This is a genomic window from Microbacterium resistens, from assembly GCF_021172025.1.
GTDB classification, from domain to species: Bacteria; Actinomycetota; Actinomycetes; order Actinomycetales; family Microbacteriaceae; genus Microbacterium; species Microbacterium resistens.
Genome location: NZ_CP082781.1, coordinates 2,838,555 through 2,861,810 on the forward strand (window position 1 = coordinate 2,838,555; position 23,256 = coordinate 2,861,810).

The following is a 23,256-nucleotide window of genomic DNA, read 5'->3' on the forward strand; positions in this document are numbered from 1 at the left end:
GCACGACGATCCGTGCGATCGCCGCGTCCGGCGCTACGGCGCGGACGTGTGGATCGTCACGTCCTCCGGCGGGGAGATGATCGGGCTCACCCACGGGAAGACGTAGAAGAACAGCGCGTAGACGATCGCCGCCACGAGGATCAACAGGATCAGCAGCCGCACCCACCAGGGGCCGGGGAGGACCCGCCACAGTGCGCCGTACATCAGAGGCCTCCCTCGGTCAGCGACGCCGGGGCGCCTGCGGCGCGCGGCTGGAAGCTGTCGAACACCCCGTAGGCGATGATGCGCTCGGCGAGCGAGTACAGCGGCGAGCAGGCCGTGAGGGTGATGTAGCGCTCGCCCGTCTGCGCGCCGGGCATCTCCGGCACGTCCAGCAGGACCTCGACGCGATCCGGCGTCACGTACTCCAGCGTCCGGAACCGGTAGGTGTACCAGCCCTCCTGCGTCTCGATCACGATCGGATCGTTCAGCCGGAGCTTGTCGATCTGGTTGAGCGGCTTGCCCCAGGTCGTCCGATGGCCGGCGACCGAGAAGTTCCCGACCTGTCCGGGCATCTTCGACTGCGGGTACACGCCGATCCACCCGTTGTCGAGGGTCACCGGGCGACTGACGCCGCCCGCGATCGGGTTGTTGTAGTCCGCGCCGAAGCGGGGGATGATCATCTGCGCGAAGTACTCGCCGTCGCCGGGCGCCTCCAGCAGCGGGGGCTCGTACACGGGGGGCGCGTCCGGGGTCTCCGGGTCCTGGATCACCGGCGGGGGCTCCGGAGCCGGCTCCTTCGCCCACTCCTGACTGATCGCCTGGCCCTTCTCGTTGTTCGCGGCGCTCATGATGATGTCGCCGATCCACATCTGCCACGCCACGTAGAGCAGCACGACGACGCCCGCCGTCAGCAGGAGCTCGCCCAGCACGCCGGTCACGGATGCCCGCCGGCGCGGCTTCGTGCGACGACGGTCACGGCGCAACGGAACGTCCCCCACCACGGCTTGCGTCATGGGCGCGATACTACCGGCCTCGGTTGGGAGTCCCCTGACGGGTAGACTGTGCGACATGGCACGTCCCGAAAAGCGCGAAGAACCCGCCGTGGAGCGGGTCGAAGGCGAAGCCGCTCCCAATGCGGCATGGTTCAAGCCGGTCATGGTCGGCTTCATGCTGCTGGGTCTGGTCTGGATCCTCGTCTTCTACATCACCGGCATGCAGTACCCGATCCCGGGGCTGCAGTCCTGGAACCTGCTCATCGGGCTGGGCATCGCGCTCATCGGCTTCCTGATGACCACACGCTGGCGCTGATCCGCGCCCACCGCTCTCCGAAGCCCCCGCCACGCCGGCGGGGGCTTCGTCGTATCCACAGGTCGAGGCCGCCTGTCCACACGTTGTCCCCAGCGTGGGGAGGACTCTCCACAGGGTTTCCGGAAGGTTATCCACAGATCTATCCCCACCTGGGGAGAATTACACCGGTGTTATTCACAGGAGTTGTCCCCATGTGGAATCACCGGCGCACGACGACAAGGCCCCGTGTTCCGGGGAACACGGGGCCTTCGTCCGCTCAGGGCCGGGCGGTCAGCCCGCCATCGCGCGCATGATCAGCGGCGGCAGGAACGCCACCGCGAGAAGGAGGGCGACGCCGATCCCGACCAGCGAGACGATCTGCCAGACCCGCTGCTTCGGTCGGCGCAGCACGGCGTAGACCAGTCCGATGAGCGCGCCCGTGATCGCTCCGCCGAGATGCGCCTGCCACGCCACGTTGAATCCCGGGACGAACCCGATGACGAGGTTGATGAGCAGGATGACGAGGATCCCCGTCACGTTCGCACCGAAGTGACGCCCGATCACGAGCAGCGCCGCCATCAGCCCGAAGACCGCCCCCGACGCCCCGACGGTCGCAGTGCCCGGCGCGATCATCGCCACGGCCACCGATCCGCCGAGCGCGCTCAGCACGTACAGCGTCAGGTAGCGCCATCGTCCGATGAGCGGCTCCAGGCTCTGCCCGATCATCCACAGCGCGAGCATGTTCAGGCCCAGGTGCCAGAAGCCGCCATGGACGAGCGCCGCCGTCAGCAGCCGCCAGGGCTCGAACGGGTAGCCGAAGAGGTTCGGGTACAGGTACGGCGTCCAGAACAGCAGCTGGTCCGTGATCGCCGACCCCAGACCCGGGATGAGCTGGAGCAGTCCGATGAAGGAGGTGATCGCGAGGATCGCGTACGTCACCACCGGACGGCTTCCGGGGGCCGCGACCACCACCGCGCTCCGCCAGGAGCGACGCGCCTTCCGCTGCGCGGGCGACTCGGCCTTGCGCTGCTCCTTCATGCACTCCGGGCAGATCACCCCGACTGCGGCCTGGGTCTGGCACTGGGGGCAGATCGTCCGCAGGCATCGCTGACACAGCACGAAGCTCTGCCGGTCGGGATGCCGGTAGCAGAAGTTGTCGCGGTTCGCCGCGAAGTCAGCGGTGGTCATCGGCGGGCGGGCCCGGAAGCGGGGAGTCGGCCGTGCTCAGGCGGCGACGACGTCGACGGAGTGCAGGACCACGTCCTCCACCGGACGGTCCCCGGCACCGGTGCGCACCGCGGCGATCGCGTCCACGACCTTCTTCGAGTCCTCGTCGGCGACCTCGCCGAAGATCGTGTGCTTGCCCATCAGCCACGGCGTCGGGTCCGTCGTGATGAAGAACTGCGAGCCGTTGGTGCCCTCCACCGCGCCGGTGATGGCGTTGCGGCGCAGGCCCGCGTTCGCCATGGCGAGCTTGTAGGGGTCGTTGAAGTCGAGCTCGGCGTTGATCTCGTCGTTGAACGTGTAGCCGGGGCCGCCGACGCCCTGACCGAGGGGGTCGCCGCCCTGGATCATGAAGTTGGGGATGATCCGGTGGAAGATCACGTCCTTGTAGAGGGGTCCCTCACCCGGCTTCCCGGTCGCGGGGTGAGTCCAGTCCGCACTGCCGTCGGCGAGGCCGACGAAGTTCTGGACGGTGCGCGGAGCGTGGTCGCCGAAGAGGTTGACGACGATGTCTCCGTGGTTCGTGTGCAGGGTCGCGACGTGCGTGGCGTGAGGCATGGGTCCATTGTCTCAGAGCTTCCGATGAGTTCCCCGGGGTTCTGCCACTTCGCGCTGTCATCCCCGGCCAGGCATGGCAAGATGGGGAATCCGAACCCCTTTTCGATTGGGAGGGCACCGTGGGCCTCAGCCGCAAGCGCAAGAAGGAACTCCGCCGTCTGCAGGGCGACGCGACGAAGCTGTGGGAGGCCCAGCAGGCCCTCGCCGGCGAGGCGGCCACGGTCGCCCGTGAGGCCGGCAGACAGCTCGACAACTTCCGTCGGGAGCAGCTCGTGCCGACGGTGCAGGACGTCTACCACAACCGCGTCGTCCCGGTGGTGGACAAGGGCGTCAAGGTCTCTCGCGACGTCGTTGACCACCGCGTCGTCCCCTTCGTCGGTGACGTCATCGGCAACGCGCTCACCGCGTGGGACGTCGCCAACGCGAAGCGGCACGCGGCCACCGGGCGCGCGGCGCGCGCCGTGGCCCGCGTCGTCGAGCCGGAACCCAAGAAGAAGGGCGCCGGGGTCGGCACCGTCATCGCGGTGATCCTCGGCGTCGGCGCCGCCATCGGCGTGCTGTTCGCCGCGTGGCAGACGCTGCGCGCCGACGACGAGCTGTGGGTGGCCGACGACCCGCTGAGCACGCCCGAGGCGTGAGCAGGATCCGCGGGTGAGCGCGGCCTCGTCCGTCGACCCCGTCGACGGGCCCGATCCGCACGAGCGCGTCCGGTCCGCCGCGAAGCGGCGCGGGCTCGACATCGAGATCCGCGAGCGCCCCGTCGCACGCAGCCTCCCGGAGGCCGCGGCGCTGCTCGGCCTAGAGCCCTCCGGCATCGTGAAGACGCTGGTCGTCAAGCGTTCCGACGACACGTTCCTGTTCGCGCTGGTGCCCGGCGGGCGGAAGATCTCGTGGCCGAAGCTGCGCGCCGTGGTGGGCGTGAACCGGCTCAAGCTCCCGGATCCGGACGTCGCGCTGGCGGCGACCGGCTACGAGCGCGGGACGATCGTGCCCATCGGCAGCACGACCGACTGGCCGGTGTTCGCGGACGCCTCGATCCGCGGACGCCGGATCGCGATGGGCGCCGGGACGCACGGCTACAGCCTGTTCGTCGACGCCGACGCGCTCATCGACGCCTACGACGCGACCGTCGCGGACATCTCCGATCCGGAATGACCCGGGCGGCCGGGCTTGCCGTCATACCCGCAGAGAGCTCGAAGAGGAACCGATGACCGCTCCCGCCCCCGCCCGCCGCCGTAAGAGACGACGCGGGGGGTGGGTGCGCGGCGCGCTGCCCGCCCTCCTCATCGTCGCGTGGCTCGCCGCGGCGTCCTTCGGCGGCCCGCTGTTCGGGAAGGTCGACGAGGTCTCCTCGAACGACAGCACGGCGTACCTGCCCGAATCCGCGGACGCGACCCAGGTCCGCGCGCTCCTGCCCGAGTTCACCGACTCCGACGCCATCCCGGCGATCGTCGTCTTCGTCGCCGGGCAGTCGCTGACGGAGGAACAGCTCGCCGGGATCGAGGAGGCGCTGGCGGAAGCGACCGAGGTGGAGGGGGTCTCGCCGGACGTCTCCCCGGCGCTGCCCTCCGAGGACGGGCGCGCCGTGCAGGCCTTCGTCCCGATCCTCGAGGATGCCGACGTCGGCGACACGGTCGGCGAGCTCGGCGCGGAGCTCCGTGACGCGGCGCCCGCGGGCGTCACCGTGCACATCACCGGGCCCGCGGGCTTCACCGCCGACCTCGTCGCCGCCTTCGCAGGCATCGACGGACTCCTCCTGCTCGTGGCGTTCGCAGCCGTGCTGGTCATCCTCGTGCTGGTCTACCGATCGCTCCTGCTCCCGGTCGTCGTCCTGTCGACGAGCCTATTCGCCCTCTGCGTGGCGCTGCTCGTCGTGTGGTGGCTCGCGAAGGCCGGAGTGCTCCTTCTCAGCGGACAGACGCAGGGCATCCTCTTCATCCTCGTCATCGGCGCCGCGACGGACTACGCACTCCTCTTCGTCGCGAGGTTCCGCGAGGAGCTGCGCACGACGAAGGATCGCGGCGCCGCGATCGTCGGGGCGTGGAAGGGCGCCGTCGAACCCATCCTGGCCTCCGGCGGCACCGTGATCGCCGGGCTCCTCTGCCTGCTGCTCAGCGACTTGAAGTCCAACAGCGCCCTCGGCCCCGTCGCGGCGATCGGCATCGTGTTCGCGATGCTCGCCGCGCTCACCCTCCTGCCCGCGCTCCTGTTCGTGTTCGGCCGGGCCGTCTTCTGGCCGCGGCGACCGGCGTTCGAACCGGAGGTCGTGGCGGCGGAGAACGGCATGCCCGGCCGCGGGCTGTGGTCGCGGCTGGCCCGGGCGATCCCACGACGGCCCCGCCTGATCTGGATCGGCACCACGCTCGTCCTCGCCGTCGGCGCGCTCGGTCTGACACAGCTGGATGCGAACGGCGTCCCGCAGTCCGATCTCGTCCTGTCCGCATCGGACGCGCGGGAGGGTCAGGCGGCGCTCGGCGAACACTTCCCGGGCGGATCGGGGAGTCCCGCCTCCGTCGTCGTCGACGCCGACGACCTCCAGGAGGCGACCGACCTGCTCCTCGCGCGCGAGGGCATCGAGGGGGTCGCCGTGGTGACCGCGGACTCGCCGAGCGGGTCCGCTCCCGTCACCGCCGACGGCATCCAGGCCTTCGGCCCGCCGGGGACCCCGACGCCGGAGCCGACCGTGGTGGACGGACGCGTCCTCCTTCAGGCGACGCTCGCGGACGCGGCCGACTCCCCGGCCGCCGCGGACACCGTCCTCGGCATCCGGGCGGATCTCGTTCCCTTCCACGCGCTGGTGGGCGGGGTGACCGCGACCGCGGTGGACACCAACGAGGCCTCGATCCACGATCGGGCGGTGATCATCCCGCTCATCCTCGGCGTCATCCTCGTCATCCTGATGCTGCTCCTGCGCTCCGTCTTGGCGCCGATCCTCCTCATCCTCACGACGGTGCTGTCCTTCGGCACGGCCCTGGGGGTCTCCGCGCTGGTGTTCACGCACGTGCTCCACTTCCCCGGTGCAGACCCGGCCGTCCCGCTGTACGGGTTCGTCTTCCTCGTCGCGCTGGGGATCGACTACAACATCTTCCTCATGACCCGCGTGCGCGAGGAGTCCCTCGCGCACGGCACGCGCGACGGCATCGTGCGGGGTCTGGCGATCACGGGCGGGGTCATCACCTCGGCCGGTCTCGTGCTGGCGGCGACGTTCGCGGCGCTGTCGGTGATCCCGATCCTGTTCCTCGTGCAGCTCGCGTTCATCGTCGCGTTCGGTGTGCTGCTGGACACCTTCGTGGTGCGCTCCCTGCTCGTCCCGGCGCTCGGGTACGACATCGGCCGCGCGGTGTGGTGGCCGTCGCGTCTGAGCCGCGGCGAGCGCTGAGGGGTCTCAGCGCGACTGCATCACCCCGGCCATCCCGAGCGCGATGTCGACGAGCTTCACGCGCGGGAGGCCTCCGATCGCCGAGAGGTCGAACCATCCGGCCATGTCCGTCGTGCCGTTCTTCTCGAAGCGCAGCCGGCCGCCGGTGATGTGCGCGCGGTAGACGATGCGCAGGGTGTGCAGCGGTGCGTCCGCACCGGGCGTCACCCTCTGTCCGGCCGGGATCACCCGGGAGTGGATGCCGAGGAGCTCGTCGATCACGACCTTGTAGCCCGTCTCCTCGCGGACCTCGCGGCGCGCGGCGACCTCGGGATCCTCGCCGGGTTCGAGGCCTCCGCCGGGCATCGTCCACGACGCCCGGCGTCCCTCCGTCCAGCGGGCGAGGAGCACGCGTTCGTCCTCGTCGGTGATGACCGCATAGGCGGCGACGCGCATGTCCACGCGCCTCACCCTATCCAGCGCACCGACGCACCGCGACGGGGACGTGAATATGCCGGTCCGGGAATACGATCCGGCGGCCGCTCGCCGCGCGGCCTCAGACCACGCGGCGTCCGGCCAGGTACGTGGCGCGCACCTCGGTCTCGGCGAGCTCGTCGGGCGTCGCCTCCAGAGGATCACGATCGACGACGATGAGGTCGGCGAAGAGGCCCGGCGACAGCGATCCGACCTCGTTCTCGCTGAACAGCTGCCAGGCCGCGTTGACGGTGTGCGCGGCGAGCGACTGGCGCCGGCCTGGCCGACCGGGGACCCTCCGGGCATGACCCGCCCCGTCCGGCTCGTGCGCGTCTCTGCGACCGCCATGTTGTGGAACGGCTCGGTGGGAGTGACCCAGCCGTCGTTGTGGAAGCTCGCCCGGTGACCGGCGGCGAAGGCCGCACCGGCGTCGGCCCAGGCACCACCGCGCTCCGGCCCGAACAGGTCGTCGACGAGGACGTCGCCCCAGTACGTGATGTGATCCACGAAGAGGCTCACCGTGACCCCGAGCGCGGCCGCACGGCGGAACTGCCCGGGGGTCATGGCCCCGACGTGCTCCAGACGGTGCCGGTGGTCGACGCTGCCGTGTCGACGGATCAGCTCCTCGTACACGTCGAGGGTCTGGTCGATGGCGAGGTCCCCGTGGGCGTGACAGGCCAGCTGCCACCCTGCGGCCGCGTAGGGCTCCGCGATGGCGAGCAGCTCGTCGGGGGAGTAGTTCGCCCGCCCGACATGTCCCGGCTCCAGCCCGAGCGCCCGGGTCGCCTCCGTGTCGAGGTAGGGGAAGCTCGTGGCGATGTTTCCGATCCATGGCGAGCCGTCCGACCAGGTCTTGACCCCCACCTGACGTGTCATCGCATCACCCGCGCCGCGGGCGCGCGGAGCGCCCCCGGGGCGGGACATCTCGTACCAGCGCAACCGCACCGGCAGGCGGCCGGCAGCGCGCAGCGCCTCGACCGCGGGGTTCAGGGCGGGGTTCCAGCTCAGGTCGGCGACGGTCGTGCATCCGCGCCGGGCAAGGTCCTCGACGTGCGCGCCCAACAGCCCGACGATGTCCGCCTGCGCCGCCGACAGCAGCGGTGCCGTGACGATCTCGACTGCGCGCGCCTCCTGAGCGACCCCGGACAGATCCCCGGACGCGTCTCTCCCGAACGAGGCGCCGGGCGGGTCGGGGGTGTCGCGGCTGATCCCCGCGACGTCCGCGGCCGCGGTGTTGAAGTAGGCCGAGTGGCCGGAGTTGTGCACGATCACGAGCGGCACGGACCCCGCCATCTCGTCGAGGAGGGCGCGTCCCGGTTCCGGCAGACCCCGTTGCAGCAGCGCATCCCAGCCGTTTGCGAAGACGCTTCCCGAGGACTCGGCCGCACGCGAGATCGCAGCGCGAAGGGTGTCCATCACCTGCGCGGCCGTCGGCACGACGACCGGACGCAGATCGACGACCCGATCCGACAGCAGCACCGCTGCCGTGCCCGGATGGCCGTGCGGCTCGATGAGCCCCGGCATGATCCACCCGTCCAGTCGTTCCCGCTGCGCCGACGGGTGGGCCGCGGCGAGCGCGTCCGTCGCGCCGACCGCGAGGATCCGGCCGTCGTCGTCGACGAGCACGGCCTCGGCGAGGTCGGGACCCGTGGGGGCGAGCGGTCGGACGCGCCCCGTGAACAGGATGCTCATCGCGACGCTATCCGACCGGAGTGATCTCGACCGGGCTGCCGAGGTCGTGATAGTACTGCGTGGCCGTCTCGGTCAGGCCGAGGAACGAGACCGTCCCGGTCGCTCCGACCGGGATCCATCCGTCCGAATACCAGAGCTCGTACGCGTCCACGCCGACACCGCCCCAGGAGAAGGCGGCGTCGCTCACGATCCGGTAGGCGTCGACGGTCGTCCCGTTCGGCAGCTCCACCGGGGCCGGCTCCTGCACGGTCCAGGCCGGGCTCGCGGCGATCAGGTCCACCGTCGCCGCGGGATCCGCGAAGATGCGCGTGAGCTCTCCCGCGATCCCGGCGATCATGACCTCCGGGTCGGCGGAGGTGACGTCCCCGGCGATCGGTCCGGTCCCGCGGTCGATCCACATCTGGCCACCGATGTAGGTGACCTCCATCGAGCCCTCGGCGTCGTCGATCGTGCCCTGCATCTCGAAGTCCGGGGCGTAGCGGAATCGCACCTCGCCGTTCTGCGACCCGCTGCGGATCGTCTCCCGTCCGCTGCCCGTGCTGCGCAGGGCCATCGCCACGCAGGCCCCCAGCGTGGCGCCGTCGTAGGCCGCGCCGGGGGAGAGCGGCAGCGCCGCGCATTCCGCCGGCGACGCCCAGGTCTTCTCCGACGGCGTCGGGGTGGGGGTGGGCGTCGCGCTCGGCAGCGGCGAGGGCGCCGACGCCTCGGCGGAGGGCGATCCCGTCGGCGCCGGCGCGGTCGCGGTGCAGCCGGCGAGGAGCGCCGCGAGAACGATCACCGCACCGGGCACGAGCGCACGCATCCTCATCGACGTTCTCTCCTTCGGGGCACGGGGTCCCCTCGATGCTAGCGGTGTCGGCCTGGTCCTGCTCGGCGGCCGGGGACCCGTGTGGAACGATCGGCTGCGCGCCACGGCCCGGGCGAGACCGCGGGGCAATAGCGTGGGGGACATGAGCGCATCCCCCTTCGCCGCCGAGGTCTACGCCGCCCGTCTCGACCGCGCCCGCACGCTGGCCGCGGACGCCGGACTGGACGGACTCGTCGTCGGCCCGGGACCGGACCTGCAGTACCTCCTCGGGGTGGAGGGCGACACGATCGAGCGGCTGACCGCACTCGTTCTGCGCCCGGGAACCGACCCGGTCGTGGTCGTGCCGCGGATGGAGCTCGCGAAGGTCCGGGAGACCGCCGTGGGCACGCTCGGCCTGCGCATCGCGGACTGGGTGGACGGCGAGGATCCCTATGCACTCGTCACCGCTGCGCTCGGGTCCCCTGCCCGCGTCGGGGTGTCCGACGCCCTCCCGGCCCTGCATGTGATCCCGATCGGCGAGGCGCTGGGCGTCCGACTGGAGCTCGCCACACCGGTGCTGCGTGAGAGCAGGATGATCAAGGACGCCGCGGAGATCGAGGAGCTGCGCCGTGCCGGATCCGCCATCGATGCGGTGCACCGGGCTGTGCCGGGGCTGCTGCGCGCCGGACGCACGGAGCGGGAGGTCGCCGCGGACATCCATGCGGCGATCCTCGCGGCCGGTCATCGCTCCGTCGAGTTCGTCATCGTCGGGTCCGGCCCGAACGGCGCGGACCCGCACCACGAGGTCTCGGACCGTGTGATCGAGGACGGCGAGGTGGTCGTGGTCGACATCGGCGGCGCCGTGCCGTCCGGCTACAACTCGGACAGCACGCGCACGTACGCGGTGGGTATGCCCTCCGCGGAGGCGGCGCAGCGGATCGGGATCCTGCAGAGCGCGCAGCAGGCCGCCGTGGACGCCGTGCGCCCGGGTGCCACCGCCGCGGAGGTGGACGCGGCCGCGCGGGACGTGCTCTCCGCGGCGGGGCTCGGCGAGGCGTTCCTCCACCGGACCGGGCACGGGATCGGCGTCTCGGTGCACGAAGAGCCGTACATCGCCCCCGGGAACGATCTCGTGCTGCGCGAGGGCATGGCGTTCAGCATCGAGCCGGGCATCTACTTCCCGGGCTCGTGGGGAGCGCGGATCGAGGACATCGTCGTGGTGACCGCCGACGGCGCCGAGCGCCTGAACAACGCCCCGCACGGGCTCACCCCCGCCGGAGGCTGAGCGAGGAGCGCAGCGCGCGGGTCAGCGGGTGCGGTCGAGCGCCTCCGGGATCTCCGCGGACCACGCGGAGGGCGCCTCCGACGCCGGGGCGGCGGGCAGCACCCCGGCGCCGTCCGGGTGCGGGATCGCCGCCAGCAGCGCCTCGGTGTACGGGTGCACCGGATCGGCCCACACCGTCGCAGTCGGTCCCGACTCCACGATGCGGCCGCGATACATCACCGCGACCCGGTCGGCCATCAGCCGCACCACCGAGAGGTCGTGCGAGATGAAGAGCATCGCCGCCCCGGAGGCGACGCACAACTCCCGCATCATCGCCGCGACCGACGCCTGCGCCGAGGCGTCGAGGGCTGAGATCGGCTCGTCGGCGACGATCAGATCCGGGCGCGCGGCCAGCGCCCGCGCGATCGCGACCCGCTGGCGCTGACCCCCGGAGAGCTGGTACGGATAGCGGTCGGCCAGCGCCGGCGACAGCCCCACAGCCTCGAGCCAGTGCGCCGGGGGCTCGACCGCCGCGCCGCGGGCGCGCGCAGCGCGGGATCCCTCCGCGATCTGCTGCGAGACCCGCAGCCGCGGGTTCAGCGAGGAGTTCGGATCCTGGAACACCATCTGGATCGCCGTGAGCTCCTTCGGCCGGGTGCGCAGGCCCAGCGGCGGGACGGCCCGGCCGCGATAGCGCACCTCTCCGCCGCGGGGGCGCTCCATCCCCACGACGGCGCGCGCCGTGGACGACTTCCCGCAGCCGCTCTCGCCCACGAGGGCGAGCACCTCTCCCGCGGCGATGTCGAACGAGACGCCGTCCACCGCGCGGAACGCGGACCGCCCGCCGTACTCGACGATGAGATCGCCGACGTGCAGCACCGGGGACCGGGGATCGCTCACCGCTTCTCCTCCTCGTTCACGGGTGCCTCGTTCGCGGGTGCCTCGTTCCCCTGCGCGCCGTTCCCATGCGGGCCGCTCTGCTCGGCGGCCGTGGCGTCCACCAGCGGGTCCTGCGCGTCGGGCATCGCGTCCAGCAGCTCCCGCGTGTACGGGTGCTGCGGGTCCGTGAACACCTGCCGGCGGGACCCGGACTCGACGATCAGCCCGCCGCGCATCACCGCGACGTCGTCGGCCACGGCGCTCATCACCCCCAGATCGTGGGTGACGAGCAGCACCGCGAGGTCCCGCTCGGTGGCGAGGTCGCGCAGCAGGTGGAGGATGCCGGCCTGCACCGTGACGTCCAGCGCCGTCGTGGGCTCGTCCGCGAGCAGGACCTCCGGGTCGCAGGCGAGCGCGATCGCGATCGCGATGCGCTGCCGCTGACCGCCGGAGAACTGATGCGGGTACTTCTGCAGCGCCTCGTCGGGGTTCGGCACGCGGACGAGCGCGAGCAGCTCTGCCGCACGCGCACGCGCCTGGGCGCGCGAGAGCCCGCGATGCGCGCGCATGCCGTCGGCGAGCTGGGAGCCCACCGTGATCTGGGGGTGCAGGCTCGCGGACGGATCCTGGAACACCATGCCGATCCGCTTCCCGCGGACCCGTCGATACGCCCGGTCGCCCATTCCGACGAGCTCGGTGTCTCCGCCGAGAAGGATGGATCCCGATGCGGTGCCGCCCGCGGGGAGCAGGCCGAGCACAGCCATCGCGGTCATGCTCTTGCCGGACCCCGATTCGCCGGCGAGGCCCTGCACCCGCCCGGCGACCAGGTCCAGGTCGATGCCGCGGACGACCTCGGTGCGGTGCTTCCTGCTCTGCCCCAGCTCGACGCGGAGGTCGCGGATCGCGAGCACGCTCATGCCTTCACCTCCACGGCCGTCGGAGACTCGGCCTCGCGCTCCCGCGCGGCGAGCGGGTCCAGCGCGTCGCGCAGCGAGTCCCCGATGAAGTTGAACGCCATCACGACCGTGAGGATCGCGAGGCCGGGGAACAGCCCCAGCCACCACGCCGAGGTGTTCTGCATCGCCGCGGCGATCATGGTCCCCCACTCCGGCGTCGGCGGCTGGGCGCCCAGGCCCAGGAAGGAGAGGCCCGACAGCAGCAGGATCGCGGTGCCGAGGTCGAGCGAGGCGAGCACGAGGACGGGACCGGCGATGTTCGGCAGCACGTCGCGGATCAGGGAGCGCAGCGGCGAGGATCCCAGGAGACGGCCGGCGACGACGTAGTTCTGCGTGCGCAGGCCCAGCACCAGCGACCGCGTGATGCGGGCGTACGGCGGCCAGGCGACGATGATGCCGGCGATCACCGCGTTCATGATCGACGGCCCGAGGGAGGCCGCGATCACCATCGCGAGGATCACCGTCGGGAACGCCATCACCATGTCGGTCAGGCGCATGAGCACCTCGTCGATCCATCCGCCCAGGTAGCCGGCGACGGCGCCGACGATGGTCCCGACGACCATGGCGCAGACGACGAGCATGAGCGCGAGGGGGATGGTGGTCTGGGCCCCGGTGAGAAGGCGGGAGAACACGTCGCGACCGTTGGTGTCGGTGCCCATCAGCGCGTCCGGACCGGGCGGCGACAGCCGGGGGAGGTCCTGGGCCAGCGGGTCGTGCGGCGCGATCACGGGTGCGAGGACGGCGACGATCAGCCAGCCCACCGCGATCACGGTGCCGACGAGGGCCAGGGGCGTGCGCCAGGCGCGCGGGAGCAGCGGCCGGCGGCGCTTCGGCGCGATCGTCTCAGGGATGACGAGGTTCACGACAGCCTCACCCGGGGGTCCAGGACGCCGTAGAGCACGTCGACGACGAGGTTGATGACGAGATAGATGACCCCGACGACGAGACCGACGCCGGTGACCGCGAGCAGGTCGAGGTTCTTCGACGCGTTGTAGGCGTAGGTGCCCAGTCCCGGCCAGGCGAACACGGCCTCCACGAGCACGGTTCCCGACAGGAGGCTTCCGAAGGCGATGCCGACGAGGGTCAGGATCGGGAGGGCGGCGCCGCGCAGGACGTAGCCGACGACCACGCGGCGGCCGGACAGGCCCTTCGCACGGGCGGCACGGGCGTAGTCCATGTCCAGCACCTCGAGCACCGAGGTCCGGACGAACCGGGTGAGGGTCGCGATCGTGAACAGGCTGAGGACGAGGACGGGAAGCGCCAGGTGGCTCGTCGCATCGAAGAACCCGACCGAGTCGCCGTTGAGGATGTAGTCGATCGTGTAGAACCCGGTGATCCGCGGCGGCGGCGTGATGGTGGGCGAGATGCGCCCCGAGCCGGACACCCAGTGCAGGTTCATGAAGAACAGCTGATAGGTGAGGATCGCCATCCAGAAGGTGGGGATGCTGAGGCCGATCAGGGTCACGACCCGGACCACCTGGTCGGTGACCTTGCCGCGGCGGTAGGCGGCGAGCGTCCCGAGCACCACCGCGACCGCCAGGCTGACGAGGATCGCGTAGAAGGCCACCTCCGCCGTCGCGGGAACGGCCTTCGCCAGGTCCTCCGAGACGGATCGGCCCGTGGTCATCGACGTGCCGAGATCGCCGCGCAGGAGGTTGCCCACGTAGAGGAAGAACCGCACCCACACCGGCTGGTCGAGACCGTACTTCTCCCGGAACGCCTCGACGGTGGCGGGGTTCGAGGAGGCGCCCTCCCCGAGCGCGGCGCGCACCGGGTCGCCGGGGACGACGACGGTGAGGGAGAAGGTGACCAGCACGATCCCGAACAGGAGGATCACGCTCGTCACGGCGCGGCGCGCGAGGAAGCGCAGCAGCGTGTGCTGCGCTCCCCGCACCGTGCGGGTGGCGATGGCTTCGGTCTGTGTCACGGGGGGACTTCCGTCGGGCGGGCGGGCGAAGTGACGGCGCGGCGGGGACGACAGGCGCGTCCCCGCCGCGGCGCTCAGCCGGCGGGGTGCAGGGCGCGCAGGTCGAGCGTCCAGGTCACGTTGTACTCGAGCCCGGCGACCGTGTCGTCGCTCGCGACGTTGTTCCCGGGGACGATCAGCGGGACGAACGGACCGCTCTCCTGCATCGCCTCCGCGAAGGCGGTGAAGTCGGCGTCGCGCTCGTCGCTGCTCGTGGCGCTCTTGGCCGTGGCGACCAGTTCGGCGATCGGTGCGGAGGCCGACGCGGGCCATCCGGCCCGCAGGCCCACCTTCTCGCCCGGGCCGAACGGCAGGAACGAGGAGGAGTCGGCGTAGTCCGGGCCCCAGTACCAGAGCGAGAACGCCTCCTTGCCGGCGACGTACGGCTCGACCTCGGTGGCGAACGGCGCCGGGGCGAGCTCCACAGTGATGCCGACGGCCTTGAGCTGCTGCTGCACGCGCTCGGCGACCGGCGTGAACTCCACGCCGCCGACCGGGTTGTCGTTCGGGAACTGCAGCCTGACGGTCTCGCCGGCGTAGCCGGACTCGGCGAGCGCGGCCTTGGCCCGCTCCGCGTCCGGCTTCACACCCTCCGCGAGCGCGCCGCCGAACATCGGCGGGATGACCCCCGTGGCCTGGACGGATCCGGCCCCGGCCAGCTCCAGGAGCTTGTCGTAGTCCAGCGCGTAGCGGACGGCCTCGGCGAACTTCGGGTTGGCCGTGACGCCGCCGACGGCCGGGTCCTGGTTGACCAGGAGGAACAGCGTCTCCGCGGACGGGACCGAGTCGACCACGAACCCGTCGCCCAGGTCGGCGACCTGGTCTCCGGAGAGGTCCACGGCGACGTGCGAGTCGCCGCCCTTGAGGTTGGTGAGCTGGGTGGCCGACTCGGGGATGTTCCGGACGACGATCTTGTCGTAGGCGGCCTCATCCGGGCCGTCGTACTCCTCGTTCTTCACAAGGACGACCTGCGAGGTCAGATCCAGCGACTCCAGCGTGTACGGGCCCGAACCGGCGGAGGTGCCGTCGAGGTACTTCTGCGCGGCGTCGGAGGTGTCGGTCGTCCCGCCCTCCTTCTCGACGGCCTTCGCGTTCAGGATCGACAGCGAGGGGTTCGTCACGATCGCCGGCAGCTGCAGCGACGGCGTCTCGGTCGTGAGCGTCACGGTCTTGTCGTCCACCTTGGTGACGGTGATGCCCGCCATCAGGAAGTTCGCCTTGGAGTCCGTCAGCCCCGCGACGCGCTCGAGCGAGAAGACCACGTCGTCCGCCGTGACCGGGGACCCGTCGGAGAAGGTGCGGCCGTCCTGGATCGTGAAGGTGAACTCCGTCGCGTCCTCGTTCTGCTCCATCGTCGCCAGCGACGGCTTGGGCGTGTGCGAGTCGGTGCCCTCGAAGGTGAGCAGCGTGTCGTACACCGCGTGGATGATCATGTTGCCGGTGGGCACGTAGTTGCGCCCCGGGTCGCCCGTCTCCAGGGAGAAGGCGGTGTCGACGACGAGGGTTCCCCCGCCGTCCGCGGACGAGTTCCCGCCGCCGTTCGCGGAGTTTCCTCCGGAGCATCCGGCCAGCGTCAGGGCGGCGGCCGCGAGCAGTGCGGCGGCGGCGCGGCGATGTGAACGAGCCACGGGCGTTCCTCCTCAGTCACGGCTGGACGGGTCGGATTCTCGCCAGCCATTTTCCGGCACTATATCCGAGGCATCGCGCCGATTTCGCGCAATCCATTGATGCGTTGGACCCCATGAGGCAATATGTCCAGCATGAACGCCGATGATCACGCGTCGACTGGACGATCCGCCGCCGCGATCGACGAAATCGGCTTCGACATCCTCCGGGTGCTCCGAGACAACGGTCGGATCTCGATCGCCGCCCTCGCTCAGGAGGTCGGGATCTCCCGGGCGAGCGCCTACTCGCGCGTCGAGGCGCTCACCCGCGCCGGCGTCATCTCGGGCTATTCGGCCCGGGTCGACACGGCGAAGGTCGGGCTCGGAGTGAGCGCGCTGGTCTTCTGCACCATCCAGCCGCAGAGCTGGCACTCGTTCCTCAGCTCCGTCGGCGAACTCCCCGACGTCGAGTCGGCCCGGGTGACGACCGGGGAGCACGACGTCATGCTGATCGTGCGCAGCGTCGACGTGGAGACGATGCAGTCGCTCGTGATCGGCACGATCGCCGCACTTCCGGAGGTGACCAAGCTCGAGACGGTGATCGTCCTGGGCGAGATCTTCCGCCGGCCCTATGTGCTGCCGACGGACATCCCCGCGCGCGAGCCGATCTCCGTGGAGACGGGCCTGATGGGTTTCACCCGTACGGACCCGACGCGTCAGACCCGGGTCTGACGGATCAGGCGTCAGATCTGCCGGCAGACGCTGACGTGGTCGACGCCGTCGACCACGAAGTCCTCGACGAGGCGGATCCGTCCATCCGCGTCGTGCTCGACGCGACTCACCGCGTCGCCGCGCACGACCGAGCCGTCGGTCACGAGGGCGTGGGCGAACGAGATCCGCACCTGGTCGTCGGCGAGCTCGCCCACGAAGCGTCCCTCGGTCACGGTGTCACCGGTGTATTCGCCCCAGACCAGCCGGCCGTCCTGGTGGTAGTCGAAGGTGGTGGGCGACTCGGGGTCGACGGCGCTGGCCGTGGAGGAGACCATCGCGAAACGCAGCCCGTCGAGGGAGAGGGGGGAAGGCATGACGACGAGTATGGCGGTCCGCGGACCCGATCCGCCAATCCGCACGCTTGACGGGTCGCCGCGGGTGCGGGAGCATCTCGGCCAGGAGGAGACGATGTGACGACCCCCGCGCGCGCACCCCGTCCGACGGCGTGGCGACGCCTCTGGCCGGCCGCGTCGGGCGTGCTCGTCGCGGCCGCGACGGCGTATGCGCTGACCGACGGTCGCGGTGCCGCGCCCGTGGTCGCCGCCTCCGGTCTCGTGTATCTCGCCGCCGCGGCGTCCGGACGGCGTGGCGCCGCCTGGGTCTCGTTCGCCGTCGCCTTCGTGCTCATCGCGATCGACAAGTTCACGGCGTTCGACGCGGTGCCCTGGCTGCTCGTGCTGGCCGGGGCCGTGCTCGTCGCCGGGCTCCTGCTCCGCCGCCGCGGACCGTGGTGGATGCTCCCGCTGCAGGCCGGCGCCATGGTCGCGTTCGGGGCGATCGCCGCCGTCGCCCTCGCACTGGATCCGCGGTGGGGCGGACTGCTCGTCGCCGCAGGACTTCTCGCCCACGCCGCGTGGGACATCTGGCATCACCGGACGGACCGGGTCGTCGATCGCTCCTTCGCGGAGTTCTGCGCCGTGCTCGACGTCCTCGTGGCGATCGTCGTGGCCGTCGTCTCCCTGGTCCGCTGACCGATCCGCCGCCGCCTCGGTCAGGACGCGACGGCGGTCCGCTCGGCCTGGGCTCGGTCGAACTCCTCACGGGCGCGGGCGATCCGGTCCTGGTGCTCCTCGGTCCACACGACGAGGGATTGGACGGTGTCGTGGAGGGTTCGCCCCATCGTCGTGAGCCGGTACTCGACCCGCGGGGGCACCTCCGGATAGATCGTGCGGTGGACGAGGCCGTCGCGCTCCAGGTTCCGGAGGGTGACCGTCAGCATGCGCTTGCTGATCCCGGCGATCTCACGGCCGAGCTCCCCGAAGCGCATCGACTTCGCGTCCAGGAGGGCGATCACCAGCAGCGACCACTTGTCGGCGATGCGGTCGAGGATCTGCCGCACCTCGCAATCCTCCCGCGCATCCCACTGGAACGGGTCCCGATCGTCGCGGCACTCGGCCGGGGCGGGCACCTCGAGGGAACCCGGGTACGTGGAAGTGCCTTCTTGTGCCATGGATCCATGGTGACCGAACATGGGCGAGGTTACAAGGAGTAACCAGGATCCGATGAGTGACCGAGGAGCGAGCCGTGACCGACCTGAAGACCCCCACCGGATCCGCGCCCGTCACCCCACAAGGCTCCTGGGGAGTGCTCGCCGTCGTCACCGGCGCGCTGTTCCTGGAGGGCATCGACATCGCGATGCTCAACGTGGCCGTGCCGAGCATCGCGTCGGACATCGGTCTCGGCACGGGATCGGCGCACTGGGTCATCAGCGCGTACGTCCTCGCATATGGCGGATTCATGATCCTCGGCGGCCGGGTCGCGGACCTCCTCGGACGGCGGCGGGTCTTCCTCGTCGCGCTCGGCGTGTTCGCCGCGTTCTCGCTTCTCGGCGGCCTCGCGCACGAATCGTGGGCGCTGATCCTCGTGCGCCTGGTGACGGGTGCGGCCGCCGGGTTCATGACCCCGGCCGGATTCAGCCTGCTGACCACCAGCTTCCCGGAGGGCCCGCGCCGTGGCAGAGCGCTGGCGATCTATGGCGCGATCGGCGCCGCCGGCTTCTATCTCGGAGTGGTCGCCGGAGGCGTGATCACCTCGTTCGGGTGGCGGTGGGTGTTCTTCGTCCCGGCGGTGATCGCCCTCGTGTTCCTCGTGGTCGGCTCGCGCACCGTGCCGCGCGGCGGCGGGGCGACCGCCACCGGGCGGGCGCGATTCGACGTCGGCGGCGCGGTGACCCTGACGGCCGCGATGATGTCGTTCATCTTCGGCGTCGTGACCGTGGGGGAGCATCCCGGCGATCCTGTCGGGCTGTCCGCGCTGGGATCGTCCGTGCTGCTGTTCGCCGCGTTCCTGGTGATCGAGCGGCGCGTGCCGGAGCCGCTCGTCCCCTCCGGGGTCTTCACTCAGGGCCGGCTCCCTTGGATGAGCGCCGTCGGGATGCTGTTCATGGGCGGATTCATGGCCTGGCAGTTCCTGCTCACCCTGTTCCTGCAGGAGCACCTGGGATGGGGGCCCCTCGAGACCGGCCTCGCCTTCGCGGCGATGATCGTGGAACTGCTCATCGCCCCGTCGCTCACGCCACGGATCGCCGCGCGCTGGGGGAACCTCCCCACCCTCACGGCGGGTCTCGTCTCCATGACGATCGCCTTCCTGCTCACGCTGCGCCTCGACGTCTCGTCCGGCTTCCTCGACCTACTGCCGTCGCTCCTCCTCATCGGGGTCGCGTTCGCCCTGGTGTACGGGCCCCTCACCGCCGCCGCCGTGGAGGGTGTGGAGCCGGATCGCCACGGCGTCGCCGGCGGGATCGTCTACACCGGGTTCCAGTTCGGGGCGGCGCTCGGCGTCTCGGTCGCCACCATCGTGCTCGCCGCCGGTGGCGGTTCCACCTCCGACGCTGACTACGCCCGGGCCCTGTGGGTGCCGTTCGTCGCGGTCGTGCTCGGCCTCGTGACCGCCGTCGCGTCCCGCGTCCGCCGACCGGCCGGACAGAGCGCCGCCGGCTAGGACCCCGATATGAAGAAGAGCGCCGGGCCCTCGGGCCGGCGCTCTTCCACCTGTGGAGCCTAGGAGATTCGAACTCCTGACATCTTGCTTGCAAAGCAAGCGCTCTACCAACTGAGCTAAGGCCCCGAACGGGATCCGACGGATCCTGCGGGTGTTCAGTTGTGTGTGGTGGGGCTACCAGGACTTGAACCTGGGACCTCTTCATTATCAGTGAAGCGCTCTAACCGCCTGAGCTATAGCCCCGCATCAACCTCCAAGACTTTACCGGATCCCGCCGCGATCACGAAATCGGCGTCGGGTCGCAGCAGGCCCGGGGACGGAAGCCGTCGTCCCCGGGCCGAACCGTCGCGCGCCGCTGCGATCAGCGGCCTTCGCGGACGCTGATGCTCCCCGCCGCGACCTGCACCGTGACGACGCTCCGCGCCGACGCGCTGGTCTGCAGACCGTTGTCGAAGCTGCCCGCGGCCACCTCCTGATCCACCGCGTACGCGCCCCGCGGAAGGATCACGGTCATGGACCCGGCGGTGGCGTCGAGAGAGACCTCGTCGGGCTGGGGTCCGGTGAGCTCAGCCTCGAGACGACCGGCCGACATCGTGAGGTCGGCTTCGCGCACGCCGTCCAGGGTGAGATCGGCCCGGCCCGCCGAGATCTGCGCGGAGACCGATGTCGCCGACCCGTCCACCGTCATGGCACCGGCGCCGAGCTCGAGATCCAGCTCGCGGAAGTCGCCGCTGGCGGTCAGGGATCCGGCCGAGAGCTGGAGATCCGCGTCGAGGCGCCCCTCCAGCTGCTCCGGCAGCGTGAGCACGACGACCACGTCATCGCTGCTCCAGCTGCCCCACCATCCCCACCATCCCCATCGCCCGTTGGGGCCGTCGACGCGGAGGGTGTCCTCGTCTCGGCGCATCTGCCACTCGCCCGGGGAACGTCCGTCCACCCGGAGCTCGGCGTCGGTCACGTCACCGAAACGCACCGTGACGTCCGCGCCGCCGGCGTCGACCTCGAGGTCGGTGATCCCGTCGATCGGGGCCGTGAGTCCGTGCGCCGACCCCGCCGGCCGGAACTGACCGGTGGCGGCGAAGGCGGCGCCCCCGCCTGCTCCGAGCAGAGCGATGCCGCCGACGATCGCCGCCACGATCGTGATGGCGCGACCGGCGCCGGAGCCGCCCGAGGGCGCCGCCGGACCGGCGGGCGTGCCCGGGCCCGACGCGCTCGCGTCGTGGCCGGCGGGAGGGGGCGTGTTCGGGGTGGTGTTCATCGTGTCGTTCCCGTCTGTCTGGTCTGCGGAGCCGGTGCCGGAAGGCCGGCGCTGTTCTCGATGTGGGCGATGGCCGCGAGCACACGGCGGTTGCCGGACTCGTCGGGCTCCAGCCCGAGCTTCTGGAAGATCGCCGTGATGTGCTTCTCGACGCTCGCCTCGGAGAGGAAGAGCAGGCCCGCAATGGCCTGATTGGACTTCCCCTCGGCGATGAGGGCGAGCACGGTGCGCTCGCGCTCGGTGAGGGTCCGCATCCGGTCGTCCTGATTGCGTCGGGTGAGCAGCTGCGCCACCACCTCGGGATCCAGGACCGTGGCCCCCGCAGCGATCCGCTCGACCGACTCGATGAAGTCCGACACGTCGGCGACGCGATCCTTCAGCAGATAGCCCAGGGGTCCCGGCGCCGAGGGACCGGAGCCCGTCTGCGCGATGATCAGGTCGCTCGCGTACCGCTCCTCCACGTACTGCGAGAGCACGAGGAGCGGAAGCCGGGGCAGGCGCCGCCGGAGGGCGAGCGCCGCGCGGATGCCCTCGTCCACGAACGTGGGCGGGAGCCGGACGTCGAGGATGCAGAGCTCGGGGTCGGTGCGGTCGACGGTCTCGTCCAGCGCGGTGGCGTCGGGGAGGGCGGCGACCACGTCGTGGCCGGCATCCTCCAGGAGACGCGCGAGGCCCTCCCGGAGAAGGACCGAGTCCTCGCAGATCAGGATGCGCATGGGACGCTCACCTCCAGGCTCGTCGGGCCGCCGACCGGGCTGTCCAGCCGGACGGACCCGCCGGCCGCGAGCACGCGGTTCGAGATCCCGTCGAGGCCGCCGCCGGGGGTGACGCGCGCGCCACCCATGCCGTTGTCCTCGACCCGTGCCCACAGGACGCCGCCGTCGCGGACCCGAACGACCACCCGGCACTCGCTGGCGCGCGAGTGCTTCGCGGCGTTGGTGAGCGACTCCGCGATCGCGAAGTACACCGCAGCCTCGGCGTCGCGGCTGCATCGGCCGTCCATGCGCACGTCCAGCATCACGGGGATGTGCGACCGGCCGGCGAGCGCCGACAGCGCGGCGTCGAGGCCGCGGTCGTCGAGCACCGACGCGTGGATCCCGCGGGCGAGCTGGCGCAGCTCGGTGATGGCGGCCTTGGTGGAGGTGTGCGCCTCCTCGATCAGCGCCTTCGCCGCCGTGGGATCCGTGTCGATCTTCTGCTGCGCCATGCCGAGCGTCATCCCGACCGAGACGAGACGCGGCTGGACGCCGTCGTGGAGATCCCGTTCGATCCGGGTGCGCTCCACGTCCGCGGCCCGCACGGCGCCGGCGCGCTGGGCGCTGGTCGTGCGGACCTGCTCGGTCAGCACGGCCTCGCGCGAGGGACCGCCCACGATCGCTCTGGCGATGACCCGGTGCAGGAGCGCCAGGCCCCAGATCCCCGCGAGCGACGCCAGCACGCCGAGGATGCCGATGACCGGCGCCCAGGCGACCGGGTAGCGAGCGCCCCACCCGGTGTCCGCCTCACCGCTGGTGAACAGCGGGGCGAACGCCGTCACCACCGACCATCCGAACCATGTGAACAGACGCAGGACGATCGCGCCGAGCATGCACGCGATGGCGAAGTTCGCCAGGGCCCGCCACATCCGACCGTCGATCGCCTGTCGTCCCAGGGAGCGCAGCCATCCGCCGAAGCCGGGCTGGCCGGATCGACGCAGGCGCAGCGACGGGATGCCGAGGCGGTAGAGGTCGTCCACCCGAGCGGTCTCGAACCAGGCCACCCCAAAGAGGGCGTAGACCAGGCCCACGAGAAGGAGCGCCCCGATGCCGAACAGGAAGAGGAGGCCGACGCCGGTGGCGAGCAGCCCGCCGAGGATCGCGACGATCCCGGATCCCACGATGCCCAGCGCCGCGAGCTCCAGCGTGGTGAGGGCGAGCCGCAGCGGCACAGCCCTGCGCTCCGCCTTCGCCGCGGGCACCGACGCGGCCGGGGGAGTCGGCGCGGTCGGGGGCACCGGCGCGGCCGGGGGGACTGCAGCCGTGGGCGCGGACGCGGCAGGCGGTGCACTCGGCGCCGCGGCGGTCGGCGCGGTCGGGGGGACGAGCGGAGCGTGCGCGTCGGCCGGGCCCGGCGGGGTCGGCGCCGCGGGGGCCCCGGGCGTGGGGGACGTCGGCACCGTGGCGGCCGGGTCGGAGGACGGATTCGTGGTCATGGCATCCACGCTACGGCGGGCGGCATCCCCTCGTAACGGGGGCATCCGGACGCCTCGCTTCGGGG

25 protein-coding genes, 2 tRNA genes and 1 pseudogene are annotated in these 23,256 nt (G+C 71.4%); 8 read left to right on the top strand and 20 right to left on the bottom strand.

The window, feature by feature from the left end; translation table 11 throughout:
• Positions 1–33: 33 nt before the first annotated feature.
• Positions 34–204 carry a hypothetical protein gene (locus K8F61_RS13405; RefSeq protein WP_231819478.1) on the bottom strand — a complete coding sequence of 57 codons (171 nt, stop codon included), beginning with the start codon at positions 202–204 and terminating at the stop codon, positions 34–36.
• Positions 204–995, bottom strand: coding sequence for a class E sortase (locus tag K8F61_RS13410; protein WP_231819479.1), 792 nt, complete (start codon positions 993–995; stop codon positions 204–206). The genes K8F61_RS13405 and K8F61_RS13410 overlap by 1 nt, the downstream gene beginning before the upstream one ends.
• A gap of 55 nt (positions 996–1,050) precedes the next feature.
• On the opposite strand from K8F61_RS13410, the gene K8F61_RS13415 reads away from it, so the two are divergent.
• Entirely contained in the window at positions 1,051–1,290 is a 240-nt protein-coding gene (locus K8F61_RS13415) for a cell division protein CrgA (RefSeq protein WP_067246852.1), read from the top strand.
• Between the two features lie 270 nt (positions 1,291–1,560).
• On the opposite strand, the gene K8F61_RS13420 is transcribed toward K8F61_RS13415, so the two are convergent.
• Both K8F61_RS13420 and K8F61_RS13425 read right to left on the bottom strand, forming a co-directional pair.
• Complete coding sequence (locus K8F61_RS13420; RefSeq protein ID WP_231819480.1) at positions 1,561–2,457, bottom strand: rhomboid family intramembrane serine protease; 897 nt, start codon at positions 2,455–2,457, stop codon at positions 1,561–1,563.
• A gap of 36 nt (positions 2,458–2,493) precedes the next feature.
• Complete coding sequence (locus tag K8F61_RS13425) at positions 2,494–3,051, bottom strand: peptidylprolyl isomerase (protein ID WP_067246857.1); 558 nt, start codon at positions 3,049–3,051, stop codon at positions 2,494–2,496.
• A gap of 119 nt (positions 3,052–3,170) precedes the next feature.
• Here K8F61_RS13425 and K8F61_RS13430 point away from each other — a divergent pair, with 119 nt between their 5' ends.
• From K8F61_RS13430 to K8F61_RS13440, 3 genes are read left to right on the top strand one after another with little or no spacing between them, the layout of a single operon-like run.
• Entirely contained in the window at positions 3,171–3,689 is a 519-nt protein-coding gene (locus K8F61_RS13430; RefSeq protein ID WP_231819481.1) for a DNA helicase, read from the top strand.
• Between the two features lie 13 nt (positions 3,690–3,702).
• A complete protein-coding gene (locus K8F61_RS13435; protein ID WP_231819482.1) occupies positions 3,703–4,206 on the top strand; it encodes an aminoacyl-tRNA deacylase in 504 nt (167 codons plus the stop codon).
• Between the two features lie 52 nt (positions 4,207–4,258).
• Entirely contained in the window at positions 4,259–6,430 is a 2,172-nt protein-coding gene (locus K8F61_RS13440; protein ID WP_231819483.1) for an MMPL family transporter, read from the top strand.
• Between the two features lie 6 nt (positions 6,431–6,436).
• Here K8F61_RS13440 and K8F61_RS13445 read toward each other — a convergent pair whose 3' ends face one another.
• From K8F61_RS13445 to K8F61_RS13455, 4 genes and pseudogenes are all read right to left on the bottom strand, one after another.
• Positions 6,437–6,871, bottom strand: a complete 435-nt coding sequence (locus K8F61_RS13445) for an NUDIX hydrolase (RefSeq protein ID WP_219085719.1) — start codon at positions 6,869–6,871, stop codon at positions 6,437–6,439.
• 94 nt (positions 6,872–6,965) lie between these two features.
• Positions 6,966–7,322: an amidohydrolase family protein gene (locus K8F61_RS19070; RefSeq protein WP_269456639.1), complete on the bottom strand. Its 357-nt coding sequence runs from the start codon at positions 7,320–7,322 to the stop codon at positions 6,966–6,968.
• Positions 7,247–8,575: pseudogene (locus K8F61_RS13450) on the bottom strand (amidohydrolase); the annotation flags it as partial. The gene K8F61_RS19070 and the pseudogene K8F61_RS13450, both read right to left, overlap by 76 nt.
• Before the next feature lie 7 nt (positions 8,576–8,582).
• Positions 8,583–9,383 carry a hypothetical protein gene (locus K8F61_RS13455; protein ID WP_231819484.1) on the bottom strand — a complete coding sequence of 267 codons (801 nt, stop codon included), beginning with the start codon at positions 9,381–9,383 and terminating at the stop codon, positions 8,583–8,585.
• Positions 9,384–9,525: 142 nt separating this feature from the next.
• Here K8F61_RS13455 and K8F61_RS13460 point away from each other — a divergent pair, with 142 nt between their 5' ends.
• Positions 9,526–10,647, top strand: a complete 1,122-nt coding sequence (locus tag K8F61_RS13460; protein ID WP_231819485.1) for a M24 family metallopeptidase — start codon at positions 9,526–9,528, stop codon at positions 10,645–10,647.
• A 21-nt stretch (positions 10,648–10,668) separates the two neighbouring features.
• Here the strand turns inward: K8F61_RS13460 and K8F61_RS13465 are convergent, their stop codons facing one another.
• The 5 genes from K8F61_RS13465 to K8F61_RS13485 form a co-directional block, all read right to left on the bottom strand.
• Positions 10,669–11,526 (bottom strand): ABC transporter ATP-binding protein, encoded by an 858-nt coding sequence (locus tag K8F61_RS13465; RefSeq protein WP_231819486.1) that lies wholly within the window; start codon positions 11,524–11,526, stop codon positions 10,669–10,671.
• A complete protein-coding gene (locus K8F61_RS13470; protein ID WP_231819487.1) occupies positions 11,523–12,422 on the bottom strand; it encodes an ABC transporter ATP-binding protein in 900 nt (299 codons plus the stop codon). Before K8F61_RS13470 ends, K8F61_RS13465 begins: the two co-directional genes overlap by 4 nt.
• Entirely contained in the window at positions 12,419–13,324 is a 906-nt protein-coding gene (locus tag K8F61_RS13475) for an ABC transporter permease (protein WP_231819488.1), read from the bottom strand. The genes K8F61_RS13470 and K8F61_RS13475 overlap by 4 nt, the downstream gene beginning before the upstream one ends.
• Positions 13,321–14,388 (bottom strand): ABC transporter permease, encoded by a 1,068-nt coding sequence (locus K8F61_RS13480; protein WP_231819489.1) that lies wholly within the window; start codon positions 14,386–14,388, stop codon positions 13,321–13,323. Before K8F61_RS13480 ends, K8F61_RS13475 begins: the two co-directional genes overlap by 4 nt.
• 74 nt (positions 14,389–14,462) lie before the next feature.
• Positions 14,463–16,055 (bottom strand): ABC transporter substrate-binding protein, encoded by a 1,593-nt coding sequence (locus tag K8F61_RS13485; RefSeq protein WP_231819490.1) that lies wholly within the window; start codon positions 16,053–16,055, stop codon positions 14,463–14,465.
• Between the two features lie 132 nt (positions 16,056–16,187).
• Between K8F61_RS13485 and K8F61_RS13490 the strand changes: the two genes are divergently transcribed.
• A complete protein-coding gene (locus K8F61_RS13490; protein WP_157518120.1) occupies positions 16,188–16,763 on the top strand; it encodes an Lrp/AsnC family transcriptional regulator in 576 nt (191 codons plus the stop codon).
• 11 nt (positions 16,764–16,774) lie between these two features.
• Here K8F61_RS13490 and K8F61_RS13495 read toward each other — a convergent pair whose 3' ends face one another.
• The gene (locus tag K8F61_RS13495; RefSeq protein ID WP_231819491.1) at positions 16,775–17,116 is read right to left on the bottom strand and encodes an avidin-fold protein; all 342 of its coding nucleotides are present in this window, start codon (positions 17,114–17,116) and stop codon (positions 16,775–16,777) included.
• 96 nt (positions 17,117–17,212) lie between these two features.
• On the opposite strand from K8F61_RS13495, the gene K8F61_RS13500 reads away from it, so the two are divergent.
• Positions 17,213–17,773, top strand: coding sequence for a hypothetical protein (locus tag K8F61_RS13500; protein WP_231819492.1), 561 nt, complete (start codon positions 17,213–17,215; stop codon positions 17,771–17,773).
• A gap of 20 nt (positions 17,774–17,793) precedes the next feature.
• On the opposite strand, the gene K8F61_RS13505 is transcribed toward K8F61_RS13500, so the two are convergent.
• Positions 17,794–18,252 (bottom strand): winged helix-turn-helix transcriptional regulator, encoded by a 459-nt coding sequence (locus tag K8F61_RS13505; RefSeq protein ID WP_067246895.1) that lies wholly within the window; start codon positions 18,250–18,252, stop codon positions 17,794–17,796.
• 74 nt (positions 18,253–18,326) lie between these two features.
• On the opposite strand from K8F61_RS13505, the gene K8F61_RS13510 reads away from it, so the two are divergent.
• A complete protein-coding gene (locus K8F61_RS13510; RefSeq protein ID WP_231819493.1) occupies positions 18,327–19,742 on the top strand; it encodes an MFS transporter in 1,416 nt (471 codons plus the stop codon).
• Positions 19,743–19,795: 53 nt separating this feature from the next.
• Here K8F61_RS13510 and K8F61_RS13515 read toward each other — a convergent pair.
• The 5 genes from K8F61_RS13515 to K8F61_RS13535 all read right to left on the bottom strand — a co-directional run bounded on the left by K8F61_RS13515 (position 19,796) and on the right by K8F61_RS13535 (position 23,191).
• A tRNA-Ala gene (locus K8F61_RS13515) sits at positions 19,796–19,868 on the bottom strand.
• A gap of 40 nt (positions 19,869–19,908) precedes the next feature.
• Positions 19,909–19,985: transfer RNA gene (locus K8F61_RS13520), tRNA-Ile, on the bottom strand.
• Between the two features lie 118 nt (positions 19,986–20,103).
• Positions 20,104–21,000 carry a DUF4097 family beta strand repeat-containing protein gene (locus K8F61_RS13525; protein ID WP_231819494.1) on the bottom strand — a complete coding sequence of 299 codons (897 nt, stop codon included), beginning with the start codon at positions 20,998–21,000 and terminating at the stop codon, positions 20,104–20,106.
• On the bottom strand, positions 20,997–21,716 hold the full coding sequence (locus K8F61_RS13530; RefSeq protein WP_067250845.1) for a response regulator transcription factor: 720 nt from the start codon (positions 21,714–21,716) through the stop codon (positions 20,997–20,999). Before K8F61_RS13530 ends, K8F61_RS13525 begins: the two co-directional genes overlap by 4 nt.
• A complete protein-coding gene (locus tag K8F61_RS13535; RefSeq protein WP_231819495.1) occupies positions 21,704–23,191 on the bottom strand; it encodes a sensor histidine kinase in 1,488 nt (495 codons plus the stop codon). Before K8F61_RS13535 ends, K8F61_RS13530 begins: the two co-directional genes overlap by 13 nt.
• Positions 23,192–23,256: the final 65 nt, after the last annotated feature.

Bases quoted from the DNA above. Each gene is read 5' to 3' on its own strand.
- K8F61_RS13405 (WP_231819478.1), bottom strand. From the start codon at position 204: ATGTACGGCGCACTGTGGCGGGTCCTCCCCGGCCCCTGGTGGGTGCGG.
- K8F61_RS13410 (WP_231819479.1), bottom strand. From the start codon at position 995: ATGACGCAAGCCGTGGTGGGGGACGTTCCGTTGCGCCGTGACCGTCGT.
- K8F61_RS13415 (WP_067246852.1), top strand. From the start codon at position 1,051: ATGGCACGTCCCGAAAAGCGCGAAGAACCCGCCGTGGAGCGGGTCGAA.
- K8F61_RS13420 (WP_231819480.1), bottom strand. From the start codon at position 2,457: ATGACCACCGCTGACTTCGCGGCGAACCGCGACAACTTCTGCTACCGG.
- K8F61_RS13425 (WP_067246857.1), bottom strand. From the start codon at position 3,051: ATGCCTCACGCCACGCACGTCGCGACCCTGCACACGAACCACGGAGAC.
- K8F61_RS13440 (WP_231819483.1), top strand. From the start codon at position 4,259: ATGACCGCTCCCGCCCCCGCCCGCCGCCGTAAGAGACGACGCGGGGGG.
- K8F61_RS13455 (WP_231819484.1), bottom strand. From the start codon at position 9,383: ATGAGGATGCGTGCGCTCGTGCCCGGTGCGGTGATCGTTCTCGCGGCG.
- K8F61_RS13460 (WP_231819485.1), top strand. From the start codon at position 9,526: ATGAGCGCATCCCCCTTCGCCGCCGAGGTCTACGCCGCCCGTCTCGAC.
- K8F61_RS13470 (WP_231819487.1), bottom strand. From the start codon at position 12,422: ATGAGCGTGCTCGCGATCCGCGACCTCCGCGTCGAGCTGGGGCAGAGC.
- K8F61_RS13490 (WP_157518120.1), top strand. From the start codon at position 16,188: ATGAACGCCGATGATCACGCGTCGACTGGACGATCCGCCGCCGCGATC.
- K8F61_RS13495 (WP_231819491.1), bottom strand. From the start codon at position 17,116: ATGCCTTCCCCCCTCTCCCTCGACGGGCTGCGTTTCGCGATGGTCTCC.
- K8F61_RS13505 (WP_067246895.1), bottom strand. From the start codon at position 18,252: ATGGCACAAGAAGGCACTTCCACGTACCCGGGTTCCCTCGAGGTGCCC.
- K8F61_RS13525 (WP_231819494.1), bottom strand. From the start codon at position 21,000: ATGAACACCACCCCGAACACGCCCCCTCCCGCCGGCCACGACGCGAGC.
- K8F61_RS13530 (WP_067250845.1), bottom strand. From the start codon at position 21,716: ATGCGCATCCTGATCTGCGAGGACTCGGTCCTTCTCCGGGAGGGCCTC.
- K8F61_RS13535 (WP_231819495.1), bottom strand. From the start codon at position 23,191: ATGACCACGAATCCGTCCTCCGACCCGGCCGCCACGGTGCCGACGTCC.